Here is a 23537-nt window from a genome sequence, read left to right on the forward strand (position 1 = left end):
AAGGTTGATAAAGGGTTAAAGTGAGGGGTAAGGTTCTATTAAATACAGGTTGTTTTCTGGAAAATACTCAATTACCACGGCTGTCTGGCCTTTCTGGACTAAGTTGTTCTGGGCCGTTTTCACGTTCAAAAGCACCGGTGCGCCTTTGGTTTTCAGGGCGGCCTGGCCAATTTGCGTGTGCGTGGTGGGCAACAACACGGTACACATTTGCCCAATGAAAGCGGCGTTGGGGGCTTCTTCCTTCTGCATGGTCGCAAACAACTTCACGAAGGGCAAAGTCAGGAATTTAGCCACGAAGAGGCAGCAAAACATGAGCGGCAGCACCAGCAAAAGCCCCACCCAATTGGACTGCGTGCCCAGCACATGATTGACACCCACCGAAAAAGCCCAATACGGCAGCGCGAAAAAAGACAAGAAGACCATGAGCGGCACCCGGCCCAGATGGAAAAACGCCAGCACCGCGTCAAACCCAGCCACCGCTGTGTCTGCGTCAGCCTCCAAGTCAATGTCAACATCTAACGAACTGATATCCAGAACGCCCGCCATAACCGTGAGCCAATAAAGGAGCACAAAAACGAGCAGGCCACTGGCAAATACGTTGGCACTGGAAAGGGAAGCGTGTAGAAGTTCTTGCATAGGCGGGTTGTTCTCTGTTGTCTAAATATACAAATTTTGTGGTTTCCCGCAACCCTTGCTTCTAGCACTAAACCTATATTTTTCAATGCAAGGACTGGCTGGGTTTAGGGGAATAACTTAGCCGTCACCAGTCTCAGGCAGGCGGTTTGCCAGGCCTGCCCTTCCGTCTCCACGAGCGAAGGCCCTATTTCTGCCAGCATCGGCACCAGGGCATTTACAAGTTGGTTCGCCTCCACTACTCCACTCATGCCTACCCAGAAGCCCACCGCCGCGAAAAAGATAAATCCTAATTGTCCCATTTTAAAAAGAGTGCTGAGTCTTGAGTTCTAAGAGCATGTTCAAACTTTGTCTTTCGTGCTGCAAACGGCCATGGAGAGAACCTCACTCTTGCCGTTTTCGCTTACGAAGCCAAAATTTAGACAAGCTCTAAGTCGTGCGTTCGGTTGCAATTTCGTTTTTGGCCTTGTTTTAGGGAATAAGGCCAAAAACGGTGGGAGCCTCTTTCCTTCACTCGCCACCGGCAAGGCAGGGAATCTTCTGATTTCAGCCGGGTTTCAGAAAAAGAGGCCTGAAACCACTTCTCTTTCTATGGCCGTTCTGCGGCTGACTCTGGGCCGTTAGGCGTTAGGCCGGATTTCTCTTGCAAGGCATCTGCTTTGGGGGTAAATGCCTGGGGCGTGCATGCGGCCAGAGGTTGGCCGGGTTCTTGGTTGGGTTTCTGGGGCGTGCCGGTGCTGTCACCGGAAGATGGCCTCTCACCCCGGGTTGCTTCTTTTTCTTTCTGGTTTTCAAGCAAGGTCACCGAGCCCATGGAGCTGAGTTGCGCCATCTGCTTTTTGATGGTGTTGGTGGTAGAACTCACCATGACCCGTGCCCGGAGCACCCGCACCTGTACTTCCAACTCACTGATGCTGTCTTTCAGTACCCCGATGCCCTGCTCTGTTTGGGTTTTAGTGGGTGCGGTTTCTTGCCCAGCGGCCAGCGGCCTAGTCGGGCTTTCCTCTTTCTTTTCCAGCGCTTCTAAGGAGAGTAGGCTTTTTTCCAGTTCAGCCCGCAAGCTCTGGAGGTCTTCCTCCATCTTCTGAATGGACGTTTTGAGTTCCTCCACCGTGGGGTGCGCTTCTTTTTGGGTGGTTTTTAGAATTCGTTGCAGAATATTCATGGTAGGCAGGGTGTTAGCTTTTAGAGAATTGATGGAGTTGCTGGGCATATTCGCTCAACAAGAGGGCGAGGGAATTAAGCGAAGCCTCCAATTCATGTAAGTCCAGTTTGCTCATTTGCAGGGTGTCACGGAAGATGAGCCGCCGGCCCGTTTCATCCAGCACAAAGGCCCCGTGAATGATGTCGCGGTTTTTCTGGAGCAGGTTCTGGCAGATCTCCACGGTGATTTTGGGCAGTTCCAGAATGTACTGCTCCATGATCAAAAGCGGATCGGTACAGCCAATGACCAGGTTCTTGATGCCCAGGCTCTCCTTCTCCACCACAAACACGCAGTTGTGCGTGTCTTCCAGGGTAATCTGGTAGTCCAGTTCCACCAAGTAGTTTCTCACTTGCAGAAAGTAGTTTTGTTTCATCGTTTATCTATAATTCTGTTTCTAAGCTACGCCAGCCAATTCATTTATCCGTTGCCTCCTTTGATGGGAATACTTTCTTCAATAGGAAAGAGACCACTACATACACCGCCACCCAAGTCCCAATATCAAGCAAAAACCTCACGGTGAATACCCCTTCCAGGAAGATATCATAGTCAAACCCGGCCAGGTGATGCACCAGCTTTACCACCACGAAGGTGATAAGAAGGGGAAGTAATCGAGTTTTCCAGGTACTATTTTCCATTTGGTTTCTGACTTTAGTGACGACATCAATTTTCATTCTATTCCTCTGAATAGCCGATCTTACTCGCAAAGAAGCGCCTCCTCCTATTCTCAAGCTAAATGGCTCATAATCCTGACAATATTTCCTGCCCTTCTAGTTTTCGCCTAGTTTCAAGAATATAGCCTAGAAACGCTGCTTCTGCTCATACTTATAGCATCTATCAATTTTACTGCTTATCTTGCCCTGATTTCAAAGGCAATTATACTACAAAAAATAGATACGCTCAAAATTGTAGCAGGTTTATTTTTAAAATATTTTTTATGTCGTGCATCGGGAAGAACATCAAGAAGATCAGGACGGTCAAGAATTTGAGCCAAGCTGCTTTTGCGCAACTCTTTGATTTGGCGCGCCCTAGCGTAGGAGCCTACGAGGAAGGAAGATCAGAACCCAAGATTGAAACGCTGGTTCAGATAGCCCGGCACTTCGGCATCAGCCTGGATCTTTTAATCACCAAAGAACTGACCGTTAATGATTTATACGGCTTTGATATCTTTAAACGGGATTTACAACCTGACCACCTGCTCATAAAAGTAGCAGAATCCGCAGAAGCCCCTGCCTACCGTACGGCATTGGTGATGGCAAACCAGCAACTGGCGTATTTCGCGCACCGCCAGGAAAAGCAATTCATAGACGCCCTGCCCTCCTTGATCTTGCCCGGCGAAGCACAACAACTGCACCGCGCCTTTGAGCACACCGGTTCAGAAATGCAGTACCAGCAACACGGCCTGCGCCACGGCGATATCCTGTACTGTTCCGCGGTGGGCACAGATGCTTCCCTGCTAAAGCCGAATGAAGTCTATGTAGTAGTCACGCAGCACAAACTGATTACCCGCCGTTTCCAGGGCCTCACCGAAGACAGCGCTCTCCTGCTCAAAGCAGACAACCCGGATTATGACCACCTTTCCGTGCCGGTAGCGGATGCCACCGAAATCTGGCATGTTGACGGCGTATACAGCACCTATCTGAAATCACCGTCCTCTCTGGAAGAACGTTTGACTAGACTGGAAAGCTTGGTGCAGAAGTTTACGAGTGAGTGAGAGATGGAATGATGGAGTGAAGGTAGATTTTGGCTTGTTTTTTGAAAAGGAGGCGGAAAAGGGGCAGGCCTGAATTGACATTGTTTGAGGTGAAAGCGCAAGTCTGCGGTTAGTTTGTATCTTTCCGGCTGAACCACTTAATTCCTTTTGCTTGAAAACTGTCTTCTCCCTCTTTAAGAACACTTCTGCTATTCAGAATGCGGTTTATTTCAGCCCCGGCGAAGAATGTCTGACTGCCATCTTGGAGTGCATTCACGCGGCCACGTCCTCCTTGAAAATCTGCGTGTTCACCATCTCAGATGACCGCATTACCAACGCTCTTCTGTTGGCGCACCGCAAAGGCGTTAAAATACAACTGCTCACCGACAACGAGAAACTGTTTGACAAAGGCTCAGACATCAGGCAGTTGGCGCAGGCGGGCCTGAAGGTCAAAGTAGACAACACCTCCAACCACATGCACCACAAATTTGCCATAATTGACCACACGCACGTCCTCACCGGCTCCTATAACTGGACGCGCAGCGCGGCTTTGTACAACCATGAAAACGTACTGGTTACCTCAGATGCCCACGTGGTGGCTAGCTATGCCGAAGAATTCAACCGGTTATGGGAGGAGATGTCCTTCTATAAATAAAAGCCAAGCAAAAGGTGCCTTCTGGCGAGAACGTCTGCTTGCGCCTTCGTTTTAGGCCTGTTTTTAGGAAAACAGGCCAAAAGACGCTAAAGTAAGTGAGCATAAAAGCTCACAGAATGACACTGGGTACGGGATAAAGTCTATGCCTTTCTACGCCTGTCTGCGGGAATTTGATAGAGTTTCATGCGCACCAGAAACTCCCCGAACAGGGCGTTGCCGTAGGTAGAGAAATTATCAATGATAAGCCCTTTGGTACCGTTGGGGGCGGCGACCACGTACAGAACCGCTACTTTGTGAGCCCCACGGCTTTGATGGAACCGGTGGCATTTCTCCACCCGCAACTCATCTGGCGAGAAGATCTCTTTGGTTTCTTTGCACTGCCACCCTTGGGGGCAGCAGGTAAATGAATGGGAATACCCCTGCTTCCCTAAATAAGTGAGCGCCTCCTCTAAATCGTTGAACTGATCCAACCCCATACTGCCTCTTTGCTCCTCTCGCTCTAAGTTATTGACTGTAGCGTCTTTTCACCTCCTTTTGCTCTGTGCTATTCCGTTGCCCTGCTGCGTGCCCCAGGAAAGGCCATCCAAAACTAAGAAGCCTGCGCCAACTGGTACGCCTCCGCAACATCTGGCACTACCGCAACCAGAGCATCTACCTGCAGCAAGCGTAAAAGCTGCTGTTGTTGCCTGCTCAGGTGCAGCAGCGTCACAGAGATCCCGTAAGATTTGAGCACCAACAACTGGTTCACGAAGTGGCAGAACCCATAAGCCTTGATGCACTCCAGGCTGGAGCAGTCAATCCAGACACTCAACTCCGGGGCGGCCTGGCACAGACTTGGCAAACACCGGGTCAACCGCTGGTCAGCGGTATCAAGATCTTCCTGCAACAGAAGAATCACTTTCCCGCCAATCTTTTCTGTAATGATCTTCTGCATACCGTTATTCAGGTTTTACGTGAGCGTGGAACAAGTCGCCCGCCCCGGATTTTTCCTCCGCACCCAACAGGCCCGCCGACAGCGCGCGCCAAGGTTTCCGGCGTTCTCCTATCTTTCCGGTTGCCGGTCTTTTTCTCCACGTTTTATAATATCTGGGATGTTGGGTCATACTACTGTGGGTGAAGGCTGCCTCCAGCTGAACCGCTGCACACGCCACCATGGCGTCTTAGCTATAGGTAGGTATACGCGGTTTCACCCTTGTGCAGCGGCTGAAAAAACACGGCATTCTAGCCGATAAAACACGGAATTTTTCTACACCCAGCCGCATAAACAGCCAGATCTGGCTTGCAGAAGGAGGTACATTCTGCCATTATTCAATTTTAACGGTTGATGAAAGCAAAACTGAACCCGCATCCGTAAAACACCCGTCCCTTTTCCGTATTTATCAGGCCAACCGGCCCAGCACTCTGCCGTACATTCAAGCACCCTGGGCACCAGCCCCAGACCAGACAACCCAACCTAAAGACACAACAACCTATGGAGAACAAGTGGGTGATTGCCATTCACGGCGGAGCCGAGAACCAGAGCAAGGAGGAGTTAAGTGAAACCAAGCAGGCCGCCTATGAGCAAGGCCTGGAAAATGCGCTCATGGCCGGCTGGCATATCTTAAAGAACGGCGGCAACGCCTTGGATGCCGTAGAGGCGGCCGTGAACAGCATGGAAAACAACCCGCTTTTTAACGCCGGCAAAGGGGGCAGCCTCACCAGTGCCCACACCACCGAGTTTGATGCCGCCATTATGGACGGGAAAACCATGCAGGCAGGCGCGGTGGCGGGCGTACAACACGTCAAGAACCCCATTACGCTGGCCAGAGCCGTCATGGAACAATCTAAACACGTGATGCTGGTTGGCCCCGGGGCCGAGGAATTTGCCCGCGACCATCACCTGGAGCTGAAAGCAGACGCCTATTTCCTGACCGATGAAAAAGAGAAATCCCTCAAAGAGGCGAAGAAGGAAGCCTCTGTGACAGGCCATGACACCGTGGGCGCCGTAGCCCTGGACATGCACGGCAACCTGGCCGCCGCCACCTCTACCGGAGGTTTGGTTAACCAGCTTCCGGGCCGGGTGGGCGACTCTCCCATTATTGGCAGCGGCGTGTACGCGAACAATGACGTGGTGGCCGTTTCCTGCACCGGCGACGGCGAAGGCATCATGCGCTCTAACGTAGCCCATGAAGTGTACGCCCTCATGAAATACAAAGGGCTTCCGCTCAAAGAAGCCGCCAAAGAAGCCATGACCATCTACCGGGATCGCATTGAAGGCGACCGCAACTTTATAGCCGTAGACCCCACAGGCAACGTAGAGTTCAGCTTTGAAACCAGCCTCATGTTCAGGGCCTGCAAACGCAATGACGAACCTACCTACCTTGCCCTGTGGCGGGAAGAAGAGGACAGTTGGGAAAAGGAAGAATAAACCCAGAAACACCCCAACTCATCATGTAGGGAAGAACAAGAAGTGCCTTTAGGTGAAATGACGCAGGTTTTAGCGGAAAACTCCAAAAACTAGAAAGCTATTCCGCTTCTCCGGCCTCCCCCCAGACGGGACGGAAAAAAAGCCTTCCAGCCTGCCATCCATGGATTTTGGCTTGTCAGGGGAAACGCCAAGGAAGAGAGTTCCTTTTTCCCTGCAAGATGAGCCTCAGGAGGGGAATAAGGCAATACAACCACCTGTCTTTGCTGTTTGGGAGTTCCACCCCCGGAAGGTTGCCTCCAGAATCCCGCTCCGAGAGCGGTTTATACATCTTGCATGTTTCGCTAACAATGGTCGTTTATGACCTGTTTTTCAGAAAACAGGTCATAAACGACCATTCCATTTCGGTAGGCGTAGGCAGGTAAATCCCTCGCTTACCTCTGGCGAGGGTGGGTTACCCGCGGCGTCCCGCCGCTACTAAGGTAATCCGTGACCAGGCAGAAAGATGTTCCCAGCGGCCAGAGGCCGAAAGTAGCCCACCCTCGCCGGAGGCGAGCGAGAGAAGCTGTTTAAAACCTCAACGGCTCGCGTTTAGGGGGTGTTTTCCTGAAAACACCCCCTAAACGCGAGCCGTTGAGGTTACCAGTAAGAATAAAAAGTCTTATGCCCGCTTTCTAAGCTGCGGCATGGCAGATGAATAAATATAGAAAGGCAAGGTGGGGTTCAGCGCTTCATTCACGCCCATTCTTGTGATGTAGTAGATGGGTTCAGAGATGCCTTTGCCGCTGATGAGGCAACCGTGGTTTTCCAGAACACGGCAGCACTTCTGCACTTGTTCCAACGGTAAATCGGCGATCTGGCTCATGGTCACCAGTGACACCGGCAAATGCACCGGCGATGGATCTCCTTTCACTAAGCCATACACCGTCTTCAGCACTTTCTCTTCCTCTCTCATACCTCTCCTTTTATGCTTTATGCCCATCTTAACGAACATCCCCCGATTAGGTTGTAGTTATACGGACATTTTCATGGAGAAAATACGGTATACACCAGAAACCAACTATCTGGCTACCAACATGACTGCGCGTATGGGCAGCCCACAAGGATTTCAGTGAAAGAGTTCTCATTTTGCGGAGTGTCAGAGAGAAGTAGAGACCAGGCACTGCCTTGTCTAGGGCATGCATTGCTTTCTACGGTTGTTTTTTTTCTGCGGGCGCAGATAGCCTCCCTTCGCCCCAGCGTTTTAGGGCTGTTTCAAGGAAAACGGGCCGGAAACGCGGAAACCTGTGAGGTCTTGGAGACCTCACAGGTTTAGAACCGTTTTGGTAAAAACAGGCCGGAAACGAGATCGGCGTAGACACTCGTAGGAGCGGCGCGCACTACGAGGTCTTTGGAGCAAGCGGCATTACGGAAAACAGGCCGGAAATACTTAAACCTGTGAGGTCTTGGAGACCTCACAGGTTTAGAACCAACTGGCGCGAGACTTTAATCTCGTGCCAAAGGAGGAAGCGAGTCTCCAGACTCGCCGGGAACCACTGGCCGGATGGCGCAACGTCAGTTACTACGGCGCAGAACTAAACCAATGGTGGCATATGCGGAAAGAAGCGTGACCTTCAGCAAAACTGGGAAGCGGGTGGTTGGTGCGTTTCCCCAAAACACCATCCCTGCTCTTTCGGAGTTCCACTCCGGAAGCACTCGGTCGGGGAGTTCCACTCCCCTTCTTTTGCCCGTGGCTCCCGGCGGAGTGGAACTCCCGAACAGCAGCAAAAGTTTCCCTACAAGAGGAGCCTGGGTCACGAACGGCAATAGCGCTCCATCAAAGCTATTCTAGTTCGCCCACAAGATCCTTTCAGGAGGACAAATACAATGCTGTCTCCGTACTTACCAGAAGCCGTTTCACGCCTGTTTTCTGGAAAGCAGGCTCTAAACGGGGTCTACCATCAGCCTACCTCTTTTTCTTCTGCATCATGGCGGTGGCGGGCGTTGGCGTTGGCCATGAGTAGGTGCCGAATGCGGGCGATATGTTGTTTCAGTTCCTGGGCGCGCTCTTCCTGGGCTTCTGACCAGGTGTTGTGGCCTTTGCGCTTGTCCTGGTCGGCCAGGGCGCTGAGCATGGTGCGGCGTTCCTCCAGCATGCGCATGGCAATCCAGAGGGTTTCCTCAATGGATTCTACGTTGGCGTTGAGGTACGCGTCTGGGGTAAAGGCGTGCCCCACGTGGCACCGGAAATGGGTCACGTTGCCTTTGGTCACTTCCCACAGCGCGCCGCCGCAACTGGGGCAAGAAAATTGGGAACGGGGCCCCATTAACTCGGTGTCTTCAATCTCGCCGGTGTCCAGCATGAGGCGCTCGGCAATGGTGGCTTCATAGGTCACATCTTCGGGAACCTCTGCGGAGGAGGAGGCGGGCACAAAGACCAGCTCTTGCAGTAATTGCCCCATTTCAGCTACGCTGACCACGTAATCTACCTCAATCTCGTTCAGCACGCTCAGGGGCATGTCGGGGTATTCGGCTTCTTCGGGGTGCTGCACCAGGGTGATGCCGCCGCTGCGCTTGATCATTTCCATGCCCACAGTGCCGTCCTGCAGCATGCCCGTGAGCACAATGCCAATGACCCGGGGGCCGTACGCCGCCGCCGCTGAGCGGAACAAAGGGTCAATGGCGGGCCGGAACAGGTTCTCGCGCGGGCCTTTGGTCACCAGCATGCGGCCTTTCTGCAGCAGCAGGTGGTGGTCTTGGGGTACAAAGTACACGTTACCGTGTTCAATGGTTTGTTCGTGGGCGGCTACCTGGCAGATAAGCTTGGAAGTCTTGTTCAGCCGGTCTACCAGTACATCAGAATTTGAGTTTCTGGCCAGGTGCTGCACAATAAAGATGGAAGCGGGCAAATCGGCGGGCAGTTGCTCCATCAGCTCACAGAGAACGGCCATGCCTCCGGCCGAGGTGCCAATCACAATGATATCGTGATGCGGAAGTTTCATGTTGGTTGGGTTTGCTTGTTTTGTTTGTACGTGCCAGAACGCAGAAACAACCATTTTCTTCTCCCCGCAAATTTCTTTTTAGACCGTTAAAGTATTTATGAGGCCCGGCTACGTATTAATGCGGTTTTTCTGGCGGGCAAACCGCATTCCTGAGAGTTTACGGGGTATTTAGTGTATCTTGAAAAGTGAAGGAAAGGCCACGTACCGGTCTATGCCGCCCACCCCGGCGTTGTTGATCTTGTGCAGGCCCTAACCGGCAAGAGACCAGGCGCTTCCTTTTACGTACAGACGATATGGAGAGAACAGAAACAGGGAACCCGAGGGCCCCTACCCCTTCAGATTCCCAGAGGGCCAAGCCGAAGGCGTTTCATAAGGAGCTTGTCCCGATTGACAAACCCAGCCAAGATTTCCAGGTTGTGGCCTTGGGCGGTTCTGCGGGTTCTTTGGAAGGGTTTGAAGCGTTCTTCCAGCATTTGCCGGCGGGCACCGGCATGGCCTACGTGGTAGTCCCCCACCTGGACCCTTCGCAGCAAGGCATGATGACCGAGATTATCAGGCGCTACACCACCATGCCCGTGCAGGAGGTGACAGATGGCCTTAAAGTAGAACCAGAGCATGTGTACGTGGTGCCGTCGCACAAAGAAACCGCGCTGGAAAGAAACCATTTCAGGTTGGTAGCCCCAGAACTGCCCAACGGCCAGCGCATGCCCATTGACTTCTTCTTCCAGAGCCTGGCCGTCAACCGCCGCGAGCACGCCATTGGGGCCATCCTGTCGGGTATGGGCGCAGACGGCACGATGGGCGTGAAAATGATCATGGAGAACTTTGGGATGGTGATGGTGCAGGACCCCGGCACCGCCCGCTTTGACGCCATGCCGCGCAACGCCATCAAAACCGAGTTTGTGGACTACGTGCTGCCCGTAGAGGAAATGCCCAACAAGCTGCTGGCGTACGCCAAGATGCCCACCGTCAAGAGCAGTACCCTCATAGAGTCACATAGGTCTACCCAGATGTTGCAGAAGATCTTTGACCTTATCCGGGACAAAACGGGCCATGATTTCTCGCAGTACAAGCGCAACACCATTTTCCGGCGCATTGAGCGGCGCATGAACAGCCACCAGATTACCCAGTTCTCTGAGTACGTGCAGTACCTGCAAGACAACCCGCTGGAGGTGGAGCAGCTCTTCAAGGAACTGCTCATTGGGGTAACCAAGTTTTTCAGGGATGCCGAGGCTTTTGCCCTGCTGGAGGAACAATACCTGCCCCAGTTGCTCCAGCACAAGCAAGACGGCGACTACGTACGGGCCTGGGTAGCGGGCTGCTCTACCGGCGAGGAAGTGTATTCCATTGCCATTCTGCTGCAGGAGGCGATAGAGAAACGGGGCAAGCACCTGAAAATACAGCTGTTCGCCACAGATATTGACCCCGTGGCCATTGACAAGGCCCGGGCCGCCTGCTACCAGGAAAACATTGCCGCCGATGTCTCGCCAGAGCGCCTGAAACGCTTTTTCACGTACGCAGACAACGAGTACACGGTCAAAAAAGAACTGCGCGAAAAGGTGGTGTTTGCGGTGCACAACCTTAACCGTGACGCTCCCTTTACCAAGCTGGACCTGCTTTCCTGCCGCAACCTGCTCATTTATCTTTCCGCGGAACTGCAAAAGAAGCTGTTCCCCGTGTTCCATTACGCGCTCAACCCCAACGGACTGCTGTTCCTGGGCCCCTCAGAAACGCTTTCGGGCTTCCCAGATATGTTTACCGCCCTAGACACCAAATGGAAAATATCGCGCCGTGATGAGAGCACCGTGCCGGTGACGCGCCTCACAGAATTCCCTTTCTCTTTTACTTCTTTCCCAACCTTGAAACCATTACCAGAAACGCAGGCCCCTGCCGTGAAGCGCGAAAGCAACCTGAGCCGGGTAGTACAACGCGTGCTGCTGCAACAGTTTGCCCCGCCTACCTTAATTATAGACCCTAAAGGCAACATTTACTACGTACACGGGCGCACCGGCAAATACCTGGAGCCGGCCCAGGGCCAGGCCAACCTAAATATGTTTGAGATGGCCCGGGAAGGCCTCTCCTTTGAACTGAACAACCTGGTGAGTCGGGCGGCGGTACTGCATGAACAAACCGTAGGCCAAGGCATTCTGGTAAAAACAGACCACGGCAACCAGTACGTGAAAGTGACCGTGACCCCGTTGCAGGAAGCAGACTTGCTGACGGATATGTTCATGGTGGCCTTGGAAGACATGCCCCCGCCCAAACCCCTCAAAGGGCGCAAATACTCCGCTGAAGAAGCCTCGCAGAAAGACGCCCGCATAGCCGAACTGGAAAAGGAACTGCTCTACACCAAACAGCGCCTGCAAACCACCATTGAAGAAATGCACTCCTCGCTGGAAGAGCTTAAGTCTACCAATGAAGAACTCCAGAGCACCAATGAGGAAATGCAAAGCACCAATGAAGAGGCCATGACCAACAAAGAGGAGATGCAGTCTTTGAACGAAGAACTCATGACCATCAACCTCCAGTACCAGCTCAAGGCCGAAGAGCTGATCAGCTCCAACAATGACATGAAAAACCTGCTGGACAGCACCGAGGTGGCCACCATCTTCCTGGACAACGACCTGAACGTCAGAAACTTCACGCCGCAGGCCACCCAGATATTCAACCTCATCAGGGCAGACATTGGGCGTTCCATCACGCACATTGCCTCCAACCTCAAGTACCAGAACTTTCAGGAAGATGTGAAAGAAGTGCTGGACCGGTTGCGCAGCAAAGAAGTGCACCTGCAAACCAAAGACGAGCAGCAGTGGTACTCCATGCGGGTGCTCCCCTACCGCACGGCCGACAATTTCATAGACGGCGCGGTGGTCACGTTCACCAACATCACCAGTTTCAAAGACCTGGAAATAAGCGTGGCCGCCACCAGCCTGTACGCCGCCAACATCATTGACATCATTCAGCAGCCCTTGGTGGTGCTAGACGGGCAACTACGCGTAGAGAGCACCAGCAACGCCTTCGCCCAAACGTTCCAGCTCATCCCAGAGCAGCTGAAAGGCCAGTGGCTCTACCACCTGGGCAATGGCCAGTGGGACATTCCCAGGCTTAGAGACCTCATGAACAAAGTGCTGAAAGAAGGCAAAGAAATCAAAAACGAGCCCCTGGAACACGAGTTCCCGGTACTGGGGTACCGCCGAATGATTCTGAACACCCGCCGGGTAGAGCAGACAGAGAACAAACCGTTCAAGATTCTGCTGGCCATAGAGGTATTTGAGAAATAACCGCGAACCTGTTTAGAGTTTTTCATAAACCGGCATTTAGAGCTTGTTTAAATTTCATCTTTGCGCTGCAAACGGCCATAGAAAGAACCTGCGTTCGCCTTTTTCTCGCACCGTAGCGCTGCTACGCTGCTCAAAAAACGCTTTCGCATAACCTTTCTCTAGCCATTTTCGCTGGCAAACCTCAAATTTAAACAAGCTCTTAGAGCAATTACCCTGGTGCCAGCGTCTGCCTGGGCTGTCGTTTTTAGGCTACTTTCATAAAAACAGGCCTTAAACAGGTGGTTTGTCTGTACACTGCCGCAAGCAGCTGCCGGCGCCGCCGTTTCCTGCCTGTTTTTATGAAACAGGCAGGAAACTCTAAACAACTTCAGCGTATAAAAGTAACGTTCCTGCCTGGTTGGGTAGCAATTTCACACAGAAGTACCTTCCTTATGAGTGACGAGAAGAAAGAGCCCATTGGCATGGCCCATGATTTCTCCCTGCTCCGGCAGCGGGCAGAGAAGTCGCAAAAGCCCGTGAGTGCCGCAGACGTGCAGAAGATGTCACCAGATGACGTGCGCTTGCTTATCCAGGAACTGCAGATCCACCAGGTAGAACTGGAGATGCAGAACCACCAACTGCAGCTGGCCACGCAGGAACTGGAAGCCGCCCGGGCCAAGTACCATGACCTGTACCAGTACTCGCCGTTTGGGTACGTAACCCTAGACGAGCACGGCGTGATTGAGGAAGCCAATGCCAAGGGAATAGAACTGCTGGCCTCTTCCCTGAGCCAACTGAAGGCGCGCCGGTTCAGCCAGTTTGTGCACCCAGACAGCCTTGATGCCTACTACGGCTTCTTCCAGAAGGTACTGCTCTCTGGCAACATCACCCAGACCGTAGAACTGCAGGTAGTCTCCCATGAGGGCACCGTTTTCTATGCCCAGCTGGAAGGCATGCTGCTGCGCCGCGAAAACGACACAGACCAGTGCCGCATTGCGTTTGTAGACGTAACCGAGCGTAAAACGGCCCACGTAGAACTGTCCAACAAAGAGGCGTTGCTCTCGGCCATCTTCAATTCTTCGCTCAACGGCATCCAGGTGTTCAAGGCTACCCGCGACAGCAAAGGCACCCTGCTTGATTTTGAGTGGCTCATGCTGAACAGAACCGCCGAGCTGTTCCTGGATTACACCCTGGAGCAACTGCGCCGCCACCGTCTCACCGAGATTATGCCCACCATGTTAACCGAAGGGCACTTCCATGCTTTTGTGAACGTGGTGGAAACCGGCCAGCCCACTACGTTTACCGCCCATTTCAAAGAAAACAGGCAAGAACAGTGGCTCAACTGCGTGGCCGTAAAACTGGGCGATGGCTTTGTGCTCACCTTTGAAAACGTGACCCAGCAGCGCATTGCCAATGAAAAGCTCCAGGAAAGCCAGCTGCTCATCAGGAAAACCGCCGAGGCCATGCCCGATTTTCTGTACGTGGAAGATCTTACCCAAGGCCGCAACCTCTACAACAACCGTGACTTTCTCACCTTTCTGGGCTACACCCCTTCAGATATCAAAGGCCACCCCCGCGAACTGCTGGACACCCTCTACCACCCCGAGGATGCGCACCTGATTTTTGACCGCACCAACCGGTTTGCCGAAGTAAAGGACGGGGAATACTTGAAATCTCATGTGCGCATTAAAGCCAAAGACGGCACCTGGCGCAACATCATGTTTAGGGAAACGGTCTTCAAACGTGGGGCTTCCGGCAGGCCTATCCAACTGGTGGGCGTGGCCATGGACTTAACCGAAAAAAAGAAGAAAGACCGGCAATTAAAGCAACTGCACGAGACCGTCACCGCTATTCTGCAAAACCTGCCCGTCACGCTGTGGCGCATAGACAAAGACGGCCACATTCTGGAGTCAAGAGGTGCCGGATTAAAAGCCTTGGGCCTGCAAGAGCACCAGATAATAGGCAATACCCTCGCCCACGTTCACCCAGAACTGGATCTCCAGATCAAACAGGCTTTGCAAGGCCCTAAAGTCACCACTCAGACCCAGTTTGATGTTAACGGTGAGCAAGTGCACCACCAGGTTTACCTGTTTCAGGACACCCACTCTGGCGAAGCCATTGGTTTCTGTTTAGACATAACCGAGCAAAAACAAGCCGCCGAAGAGGCCCGTTACCGCAACATGCTCGTGGAACAGTTGCTCCAATACCTGCCTCTGGTGTTGGCCGTGATAGACAAAGAGGGCAGGTACCTGGAAATAAAAGGCAACGGCCTTAGAAGGATGGGCATTGATGACAATGAACTGAAAGGAAAAATAGTCAATGATTCTTTACCCAGCTTAAAAGAGAACATTGAAGCAATACTGGGCGGGCAGGTAAAAACCTTCACCACCTCTTTTCTGCACCAAGGCAAGGAAATCTACTTCCAGAACTTCGGGTTTCTGGATCAGAACCAAGAGAATTGTATTGCCTTCGGCATTGACGTCACCGACCTACATGAGGTTCAGAACCAACTTACGCAAGAGAAAGAGTTTTCTGAAAACCTGTTGGAAACCCACATCCACGGCATTCTTGCCGTAGACCACCACCTGCACCTAACCGCCTGGAACCGCGCCCTTGCGCAAATGACTTCTATTGACCATGAAAAGGTGATTGGAACCCCTGTACAGGCCCTTTTTCCGGCTCCTTGCAGAATCAGGCTTAGAAAGAAGCTGGAGCGGGTGCTGCAAGGTGAACAGGTAACGCTTTTCAAACTGCCCTTTCTACCCCAAGACCGCTCTTTTGAGGTAAACCTCACGCCCTTGTACAATGCCGCCCAAGAAGTGACCGGGGTCTTAGGCATTGTGCGGGACACCACGCACCAGAAACTGCGGCAGAAAGAAGAAACCCAATACCGTCTGTCGCAGCAAAAACTGGTCATGGACGCCATTCTTTCCACCCAGAACGAGGAACGCAAGCGCATTGCCGAGGCCCTGCACAACAGCTTGGCCCAACTCCTGTACGCCGCCAAACTCAACCTGGAAGAAATAGAAACTGAGCAGCAGAGCACCAGCCAAAGCAAGACGCCGCTCAAAAAAGTCTCGGGCTTTCTGGAGGAAGCCATCAGAGAAACCCGCACCCTGGCCCACGAGCTAATCCCGAGGGTGCTGGTAGACTTCGGACTCAAATCGGCGCTCAAAGACATGGCCACCCGCCTTACCACCAACTCCTTTTCGGTACGCTGCGTGATCACCGGCTTTGACCAACCCACCAACGCTGGCCTGGAAACCCACCTGTTCGGGTTTGTGCAGGAACTCCTCAACAACATCATGAAGCACGCCGAGGGCACGGAAGCCCTGGTGCAGGTGGTAGACCGCGGCACCGCCGTGCGCGTGCGCGTGCAGGACAACGGCAAAGGCATGCCTAAAAACAGTCTGGAGAAATCCGCCTCCCGCGGCATGGGCCTCACCACCATCCGGAACCGGGTAAAGCTCCTGCAAGGCACCATGTCCATTGACTCTTCGCCCGGTGAAGGCGTGTGCATCACCATTGACATTCCTCATTAGTGTTTTACCGCTGTTTTACAGAAAACAGCGGTAAAACACCTTTCTTTTTTTCTTTATTTTGAGGTTTTTATTGGTTGTTTTCTGTGGTTTGGCCTCTGCCTGGAACTGGCTGCTTTAGGAAGAGGTTTGGGTGTTTATTGATATTGCGATTGGCAGGTGCGTGCCTTATGCTATTCCCTAGGCTTGTCGGCTTGTTGTGTAGGCTATTAGCATGTGCATGCAGTTTGCTGTTCCCTTGGCTTGGCTGCTTTTTGCGTGGGTGCAAATACTTTGCTGTTTCATCTTTGGCGGTATGCGCTCACGGCCGCGGGGCCCCGTCTTCCCCTCTCGCACTGCCCTTTCGGCCCGGGAAGTCTGTCTCTCTTAGTGGGGGTTCATCTAAGGCCAAAAGCGAGGCGCGCTCGGGGAAGACTGGAACGGGGGAAAGAAGTGGAACCCTTTTTCTATGGCACTATGGTGCGGATTTACTTCCGTGACTTATGGATGCTTAGAAAGTCACGGAAGTAAATCTGCGCCCTAGTGAGTGGTTGTATATGTTGCATTACCTGTATTTTCCTGCAAAAGCGTATTCCCCTCCTGGGCTGATCTTGTAGGGAAAAATCCTTTCCTTGCTGTTCGGGAGTTCTACTCCCGAACCTGCCTGCGGCGGAGTCCCACTCCGCCGGGAACCGCGGGCCAAAGAAGGGGAATGGAACTCCCCGGCAGGTTGCTCCCGGAGTGGAACTCCGGAAGAGCGGCGAACAGGTTGGGTTTTTAGAGGTTTCGGAAACTAAATGGCCGCTCATTATTCCCTACATGAGTAGCTCCTGGAAGGGATGGGTTCTGGCGCTCCGCCATCTCCTGCTAAGGGAACCAGGCACGCCGCTGTTTTCGGCCTTCTTTTAGAAAAGGAGCCCTAAAACAGTAATAGAATAATCAGAAATGCCCATGCTAAAATCAAGCAAAATTCCTTTAGTCTGGCTGGGTAGTGAAGGCCAGAAAATAGAGGGGTAATAGGTAGATCATCCAGAACCTGGGGCAAGCAAGGGGTTGCTTATTGGATAACCAGGCGGGCGTACTTTTTTCTGTTCTGGTGGAGAAATGCACGCAGAAGAATAGAGGCGAACGGCTCAGATCTTGACAAAAGAGCTGTCTAAAAATATAACTATCTCCACCACCATCTAACAAAGAAAAGTTTTTGGCTAAGGGTAGAGTCCACTTGTGCATTTACTTTTCCTGCAGGATGGCGTCTTTTTTGGAAGGGACAATGCACATGATTAGGTGCAGGCCCAACAACTCAAACACGTTTCTGACATGCTCGCTCATGCCGTACAGCACCAGAGGAATGTTTCTGTCTTCTAATGTTCCCATATGGGAGATGAGCACCCCTAACCCCGCCGAAGAAATGTACGATAGCGCTTCAAAGTCAATCCAGAGTTGTTCTATAGGTTTGCCCAAAGCCAATTGTATTTCCTGGTCTAAATCCAGGCAAGTAGAGGCATCCAGCTCTCCGCTAAGGCGCAGAATATACGCGTTAGACTCTTCTTCTATGGCTATGTTCATGGTTTCTTTTTTATTTAAAGTAAGCAATTATTCTGGGAAAAAGTAAATTAATTATTTGTTATATCCGCCTGAATCTCTGCCTTTAGCATACTTAATGGCAGTATCCAAAGAATCTACCACTTTTACCAAAGAATCAAACCCAGAGGAATTTATGAGCCCATGAATATTGCCTTCCAGGTTAAAAAGAATAAGTTCTTTCTTGAGTTGCTGTACCTGCTGCACATAGGGCAGCAGGTTGCGTAACCCGGCGGGTGTCACCTCGGTCACGCCAGAGAAATCAAGGAGCAGATATTTCCTATCCATCTGAAGCACAGATGTTAACTGCCTCTTTACTCTATCTTCAGAAAGCCCGTCCAACGCTCCCTTAATGGACACCAGTAAACCTGCGCTTGTTAGTTGGGTGTAAATTTCCATTAACTTCCGTAACGTCCTATCTCTTTGCGAAATACCAGAGCAGGCGCAACCTTTCTCCAAAAGTAGGCAGGTGTAACTCCCCAAAAAAGGTCATTAATACTCCATTTAATCCATGGTAGAAATACTGATTATCTGGCATTAATAACAAAAACACTCATAAGGTTGAGACTAATTAAAAGCGACTACGTATTAGTACTATATTTATTGCCTCCCTTTTGGCAGGAAACCCGCAACAATTAGATATAATTAAAATTTCTTAATTTATTTAACCTCTCAGTCATATAATAAAAACAGGTGATGATAAAAGTAATCTTAGTAGATGATCATACGCTGATCAGAGATGGGTTAAAGTCTTTACTTAAATCTGAAAGAACTATACAAATTGTTGGGGAAGCAGAGAATGGGCAACAACTGCTGGATCTTCTGGAAACCGTTACCCCAGATGTGATCATGCTAGACTTGAACATGCCCGTGATGGACGGTTTTGAAACCCTGCAGCACCTGCAGCAGAAACACCCTACTATCAAGGTCTTGATTCTGACCATGCTGGATCAGGAAAGCTACGTCCACAAGGTCAGATCTGCGGGGGCCATGGGCTATGTCTTGAAAACAGCGGGCCGTGACGAGTTGGTGCACGCCATTAAAACCGTGGCCAATGACAACTCCTTCATTTCTTCTGAAGTGGCGCTTAATTTACTGAACAAAGCCAACCAGCCGGAGGGAGCCACGCATAGCACCAATTCCAAGAACAATCCGGAGCTTTCTAAACGGGAGATGGAAGTGTTGAAACTCATTGCCGAAGGGTACACCAACGCCGAGATCGCGGATAAACTCTTTGCCAGCAAACGCACCATTGAGTCTCACCGCCAGCACTTGATTGAGAAAACAAAGGCCCGCAACACTGCCACGTTAATCAAGTACGCCATTCAGGAAGGCTTGATAGATTAAGTTTCCTTCTCTTGTTTGAAACGGGTGCTTCGGTTTTAGGGCTTCTTTTGAGAAAACGGCCTTGAAACCGAAGCACCCGTTTTCTATCTACCAAGTTTTCTGCTCTGCATGAGTGAGGCAATCTATTGGTTCCTTTTTGCGCTTTAGCTTCTTTCTACGCTTTGGCCTCTTGGCAGAGGCCAAAGCGTAGAAAGAAGCAATTAGGGCATCACATTTTCCCTCCTACTTACCTACCGCAAAAGACATCCGTAAAAAAGGAACAGGCTCCGCTGATACGCAGCAAAGCCTGTTTATAGGATAGGAAAATAAAACATGCTTCTTAGGCAGGAACCGGCTACTTCTTGAGCGAAGGTAGTTTTAGAACATTTTTGCCGGAAACGGGCGCTTGAATGTACGTTTGGCGCAACTCCTGCAATCTGGACAGCGAATCATTGATACTGCCGGCATCTACGGGCAGTAGCAGGCTGTTTTTCAATAACTTTTCGATAGGTTTACCTGCCACAGCCTTTTTCACAGAAGTGTTCATATACGTTTCCCAGATATAAATATTCAATTTATGTACCGACAGCGAAATTAGGGGATGGGTTCTGTTCCCACAACAGTCCTTATATGATTCATTCAAGGAATTTGTTGCACAAAATAAAATTTTTATCTTTACTTAACTAACGGCCCACACGTATGCACCCTGTATTAGGTTTTCTGTTTTTCTTTTTGGGTTTACTCGCCTCTTTGGTCTCCTGGCTGTTGTCCCTTATCTTTTAGCTAAGCCCCACCGCTTAAGGCATGTTTAAAGTTTAAGGTTTGTGGGCTCAACCGCCCAAGAGCCAGGCGGCCAAGCAGTTTTTGAGCCTCGTAGCAGCACTATGAAGGAGATAAAAGTGCGAAGGAAGGTTCTCTCTATGGCCGTTTGCAGCCTAAAAACCAAAGGTGAAACATGCGCTTAACTGCCCTTTCTATCTCTGCGCATCTGTAAACTCTTTTAAGAGATACACGGCAACTTCTTGTCCTTTGCTGGGGCGGGTTAAAAAAAGCAGTACTTTTGCACCCCCTTTCATTTCTCATCTCGTTTGAAAGGCGAAAGCTCCTTTAACCCGCAATCTTATGACCTCCACTTCGTCGGCGGTAAATTCTATTCGCATCATGGCCCTGATGCTGGTAGTGGCGCTGGTGCTGCTCAGTGTAAAATTTGGCGCTTACTTCCTGACCAATTCCAACGCCATCCTGACGGATGCCCTGGAGTCCATCATTAATTTTGTGACCGGCGGCGTGGCCCTGTACAGCGTTTTTCTGGCGGCCAAGCCCAAAGACAAAGACCACCCGTACGGGCACGGCAAAATTGAATTCATCTCCTCTGGCCTGGAAGGAACGCTCATAACCGTGGCCGGCATCGCCATTATTTGCAAATCTGTTTACAATCTGCTGTACCCGCAACCTATCCAGAAAATGGATGTGGGCATTCTTCTGACCCTGGTAGCGGGCGTGGTTAATTACGTGGCCGGGAAGTACCTGATCAGGAGGGGCACGCAGCACCATTCGCTCACCATCATCGCCAACGGCAAGCACCTGCTTTCAGACGCGTACTCCAGCCTGGGCCTGGTCATTGGTTTGGGCTGCATCTACTTCACCCAGATCTTGTGGATGGACTCTGTGGTGGCTGTCATTTTCGGTTCTTTCATTACGTACACGGGGTACGGCATTATGCGCAATTCCATTTCGGGGGTAATGGACGAGGCTGACCATGAACTCATGGAGCGCATTATCACCGTCCTGAACCAGCGTCGCCGCGAGAACTGGATTGACCTCCACAACATGCGCGTGATCAAGTACGGCAGCCAACTGCACATAGACAGCCACCTTACCCTGCCCTGGTATTTCAACCTGGTAGAGGCCCACAAAGAGGTAGAGCTGCTCCAGGAGATGATCACCGAGGAGATGGGCGATGTGGTAGAACTCTTCGTGCACTTGGATCCTTGCCTTCCGCCCCTCAGTTGCCGCCTCTGCACCAAATCAGACTGCCACGTACGCGAACACGAATTTGTAGGCCGCGTGGAATGGAGCCTGGCCAACGTGGGCGCAGACAAGAAACACACGCTTTAGGACTTATTCTCAAAGTTTCCTGCTCCAATTGAATCAGCGTGCCACTAGAGGCGTTTCTGGCCTCTATTTTGTAAAACAGCAGCAAAACGCCTGCTCCCATCACTAGGCACGCTCCGCTAAAAGAAGGGCAAACGGAAAAGGGCAACCACAAGGGTGGTCTGTCAGGAGGAACGTGATAATAGGGATAGCCTACTGGTTAGTAGACGGAAGCCCAAGCCGGGTTGGGTTTCCCAGGAATATTCTATTCCTTCGGCGTGGCCTCTGCCTTTTTCAGCCATAAATCACTGACAATGGCGTAATGGTCAGACAGGTTTTTCCTGATGGTCTTATAGCCGGTTCCTACCATGCGCGGGTCGTGGAGCAGGTAGTCTATTCTGAGAACGGAGAAGAGCCCGTTGTAGGTGTTCCCCAGGCCCCAGCCGCTTTCCCCGAACGCATCTTCCAGGCCTTTGCTAATTTTATTATACGTGAACGAGGCGGGTGGGTCATTGAAATCGCCGCAGACGATGACCGGATAAGGGGAGCTTTCAATATGGTCTGCCACTACTTTCACCTGCCGGGCGCGCTTGGTAGCCCCTACCTGTAGCCGCCTGATGATGTTTCTGGAGGCAATGATTTTCTCGTCGTTAGACGGTTTGGCGTTGGGGTTGCCCAGAAACTCATAGTCTTCGCGTTTAAACCGGTTAGACTGAAAATGGACGTTGTACACCCGCACCGTGTCTTCCCCTACTTTAAGGTCTGTGAAAATACAGAGGTTGTTGGTTTCCTCATGGAAGAGGATATTCCCTTTGTTCACCACCGGGTAGGTACTGAAAGTGGCAATGCCCCAGTGATCGCTTTCGCGCAAGGTTTCGGTGTAGGCTACGTGGGAGTTGGTGGCTTTTTGCAGGAGCAGCAAGGTGTCCAGGTTGTTTCGGCCCGGCCGGTTGGAGGTGTAGAATTCCTGAAAGCAGAGAATGTTGGGCGCCTCTTCCCGCACCATCTCAAAGATCTTGTCGCGGGTGCGGGGGTTACCAGTCCACTCGTACAAGTCAAACAAACGGGCATTGAAACTAAGCACCCGCAGCTTCTGGGCATTGGTGGGCACTTCGGTTTTGAACAGGTTCAGCTGGATCTGGCTGCGCAGGTTATCGAACCCGATGAGGATGGCAAAAAGCGAGATGAACAAGGCCCGGCTTTTGATCAGAAGCCAGTACAGCACGAAGAGCATGTTCACCAGCAGCAGCCCCGGGTACGCCAACGCCACCAGGCTCGCTACCCAGAAAACACTGGGGCTAACATAAGAGGCCACATGGGAGAGAATCAATAAAGCCGCCGCACCAATGTTCAAAAACACAATGAGTTTAAACAAGAAGCTTCTTTTGATTTTCTTCCCTGCCACAGTACTTGCTTGAGTGAGGGTATTGCCCATGCCTAAAGATACAAAGAGCCCGCCTTTTTAGAAATAGTTATATTCAGAAAGAAACGAAACAAAGTACTCCCAGAGAACAGCTTCCATCACTAACCTTCTTGAGTAACGTACTGGAAACAAATTTCTTTCCTCACGGTTTATTTTCTTTCCCGCGGAATCGTCTTTCTTTGCTTCAATCAAAAATACAATTAAGGTAGACTAGTGGACTGACTCAATATAGTTTATCCCTCACCAATTATTGCTTTCCATTAACTGTGGAACGCCCTTTTTTTGCTTCCGCTGTCTTGTGATTCTTCTTTACGGAAACGGTTCTTTACAGGGCACATTTGAGGCAAGGCTTTGAAAGCCTATACCAAGTGGTTTCTTTGCTTGGCTATTTCCAAAAAGCGGTTACTTTCCTTAAATCAGCCTCATAGCCTTATCGGTTCCTTTCTGCGCTTTGGCCTTTGCCTGGGACTGGCTTCCTTGGAGAGATAGGTGCACGCAGTTTGCTGTTCCCTTGGCTTGTCCGCTTTTCTCGTGGGTGTAGGTGCTGCATTGTTCCATCTTTGGCGGTAAGCGCTCACGACCGCGAGGCCCCGCCTTCCCCTCCCGCACTGCCCTTTCGGCCTGAGAAGATATTAGCTCTTAGCTAGTGTCTGTCCAGGGCCAAAAGCGAGGCGCGCTCGGGGAAGACTGGAACGGGGGAAAGGAGCAGAAGCGGTGATGATGGAACCCGTAGAGACCAGGCACTGCCTTGTCTCTGTCACACGTTCC

At 51.4% G+C, this 23537-nt stretch carries 20 protein-coding genes; 7 read left to right on the forward strand and 13 right to left on the reverse strand.

The features are described from left to right. Positions 1 to 15 precede the first annotated feature (15 nt). The 5 genes from HHO50_RS00345 to HHO50_RS00365 form a co-directional block, all read right to left on the reverse strand. Positions 16 to 636, reverse strand: coding sequence for an OB-fold-containig protein (locus HHO50_RS00345; RefSeq protein ID WP_181304017.1), 621 nt, complete (start codon positions 634 to 636; stop codon positions 16 to 18). 104 nt (positions 637 to 740) lie between these two features. Beyond that, positions 741 to 935, reverse strand: a complete 195-nt coding sequence (locus HHO50_RS00350; protein ID WP_181304018.1) for a hypothetical protein — start codon at positions 933 to 935, stop codon at positions 741 to 743. A 287-nt stretch (positions 936 to 1222) separates the two neighbouring features. After that, on the reverse strand, positions 1223 to 1798 hold the full coding sequence (locus tag HHO50_RS00355) for a hypothetical protein (RefSeq protein WP_181304019.1): 576 nt from the start codon (positions 1796 to 1798) through the stop codon (positions 1223 to 1225). 13 nt (positions 1799 to 1811) lie between these two features. Continuing rightward, positions 1812 to 2210, reverse strand: coding sequence for a YbjN domain-containing protein (locus HHO50_RS00360; protein WP_181304020.1), 399 nt, complete (start codon positions 2208 to 2210; stop codon positions 1812 to 1814). A 40-nt stretch (positions 2211 to 2250) separates the two neighbouring features. Then, positions 2251 to 2472: a hypothetical protein gene (locus HHO50_RS00365; RefSeq protein WP_181304021.1), complete on the reverse strand. Its 222-nt coding sequence runs from the start codon at positions 2470 to 2472 to the stop codon at positions 2251 to 2253. A 299-nt stretch (positions 2473 to 2771) separates the two neighbouring features. On the opposite strand from HHO50_RS00365, the gene HHO50_RS00370 reads away from it, so the two are divergent. Together HHO50_RS00370 and HHO50_RS00375 are read left to right on the forward strand one after the other, a co-directional pair. Continuing rightward, positions 2772 to 3548 carry a helix-turn-helix domain-containing protein gene (locus tag HHO50_RS00370; RefSeq protein ID WP_181304022.1) on the forward strand — a complete coding sequence of 259 codons (777 nt, stop codon included), beginning with the start codon at positions 2772 to 2774 and terminating at the stop codon, positions 3546 to 3548. 151 nt (positions 3549 to 3699) lie between these two features. Further along, entirely contained in the window at positions 3700 to 4182 is a 483-nt protein-coding gene (locus tag HHO50_RS00375) for a phospholipase D-like domain-containing protein (RefSeq protein ID WP_181304023.1), read from the forward strand. 140 nt (positions 4183 to 4322) lie between these two features. Here HHO50_RS00375 and HHO50_RS00380 read toward each other — a convergent pair whose 3' ends face one another. Further along, entirely contained in the window at positions 4323 to 4652 is a 330-nt protein-coding gene (locus HHO50_RS00380) for a hypothetical protein (protein ID WP_181304024.1), read from the reverse strand. A 119-nt stretch (positions 4653 to 4771) separates the two neighbouring features. Next, positions 4772 to 5116 (reverse strand): STAS domain-containing protein, encoded by a 345-nt coding sequence (locus HHO50_RS00385; RefSeq protein WP_181304025.1) that lies wholly within the window; start codon positions 5114 to 5116, stop codon positions 4772 to 4774. A 537-nt stretch (positions 5117 to 5653) separates the two neighbouring features. Here HHO50_RS00385 and HHO50_RS00390 point away from each other — a divergent pair. Beyond that, positions 5654 to 6589: an isoaspartyl peptidase/L-asparaginase family protein gene (locus HHO50_RS00390; protein ID WP_181304026.1), complete on the forward strand. Its 936-nt coding sequence runs from the start codon at positions 5654 to 5656 to the stop codon at positions 6587 to 6589. A gap of 658 nt (positions 6590 to 7247) precedes the next feature. On the opposite strand, the gene HHO50_RS00395 is transcribed toward HHO50_RS00390, so the two are convergent. Together HHO50_RS00395 and HHO50_RS00400 are read right to left on the reverse strand one after the other, a co-directional pair. Continuing rightward, positions 7248 to 7541, reverse strand: a complete 294-nt coding sequence (locus tag HHO50_RS00395) for a hypothetical protein (RefSeq protein WP_181304027.1) — start codon at positions 7539 to 7541, stop codon at positions 7248 to 7250. A 985-nt stretch (positions 7542 to 8526) separates the two neighbouring features. Continuing rightward, positions 8527 to 9567, reverse strand: a complete 1041-nt coding sequence (locus HHO50_RS00400) for a chemotaxis protein CheB (protein WP_181304028.1) — start codon at positions 9565 to 9567, stop codon at positions 8527 to 8529. Between the two features lie 293 nt (positions 9568 to 9860). Here HHO50_RS00400 and HHO50_RS00405 point away from each other — a divergent pair, with 293 nt between their 5' ends. Further along, entirely contained in the window at positions 9861 to 12848 is a 2988-nt protein-coding gene (locus HHO50_RS00405) for a CheR family methyltransferase (protein ID WP_181304029.1), read from the forward strand. Positions 12849 to 13279: 431 nt separating this feature from the next. After that, positions 13280 to 16369 carry a PAS domain S-box protein gene (locus HHO50_RS00410; protein WP_181304030.1) on the forward strand — a complete coding sequence of 1030 codons (3090 nt, stop codon included), beginning with the start codon at positions 13280 to 13282 and terminating at the stop codon, positions 16367 to 16369. 1206 nt (positions 16370 to 17575) lie between these two features. On the opposite strand, the gene HHO50_RS00415 is transcribed toward HHO50_RS00410, so the two are convergent. Then, entirely contained in the window at positions 17576 to 17911 is a 336-nt protein-coding gene (locus HHO50_RS00415; protein WP_181304031.1) for an STAS domain-containing protein, read from the reverse strand. A 51-nt stretch (positions 17912 to 17962) separates the two neighbouring features. Further along, positions 17963 to 18325, reverse strand: coding sequence for an STAS domain-containing protein (locus HHO50_RS00420; protein ID WP_181304032.1), 363 nt, complete (start codon positions 18323 to 18325; stop codon positions 17963 to 17965). A 297-nt stretch (positions 18326 to 18622) separates the two neighbouring features. Here HHO50_RS00420 and HHO50_RS00425 point away from each other — a divergent pair, with 297 nt between their 5' ends. Beyond that, a complete protein-coding gene (locus tag HHO50_RS00425; RefSeq protein WP_181304033.1) occupies positions 18623 to 19273 on the forward strand; it encodes a response regulator transcription factor in 651 nt (216 codons plus the stop codon). Positions 19274 to 19607: 334 nt separating this feature from the next. On the opposite strand, the gene HHO50_RS00430 is transcribed toward HHO50_RS00425, so the two are convergent. Continuing rightward, the gene (locus HHO50_RS00430) at positions 19608 to 19799 is read right to left on the reverse strand and encodes a hypothetical protein (protein WP_181304034.1); all 192 of its coding nucleotides are present in this window, start codon (positions 19797 to 19799) and stop codon (positions 19608 to 19610) included. 575 nt (positions 19800 to 20374) lie between these two features. On the opposite strand from HHO50_RS00430, the gene HHO50_RS00435 reads away from it, so the two are divergent. After that, positions 20375 to 21370 carry a cation diffusion facilitator family transporter gene (locus tag HHO50_RS00435; RefSeq protein ID WP_181304035.1) on the forward strand — a complete coding sequence of 332 codons (996 nt, stop codon included), beginning with the start codon at positions 20375 to 20377 and terminating at the stop codon, positions 21368 to 21370. Positions 21371 to 21611: 241 nt separating this feature from the next. On the opposite strand, the gene HHO50_RS00440 is transcribed toward HHO50_RS00435, so the two are convergent. After that, positions 21612 to 22751: an endonuclease/exonuclease/phosphatase family protein gene (locus HHO50_RS00440; RefSeq protein WP_181304036.1), complete on the reverse strand. Its 1140-nt coding sequence runs from the start codon at positions 22749 to 22751 to the stop codon at positions 21612 to 21614. Positions 22752 to 23537 lie beyond the last annotated feature (786 nt).

This window comes from Rufibacter sp. XAAS-G3-1 (assembly GCF_013623775.1).
GTDB lineage: Bacteria > Bacteroidota > Bacteroidia > Cytophagales > Hymenobacteraceae > Nibribacter.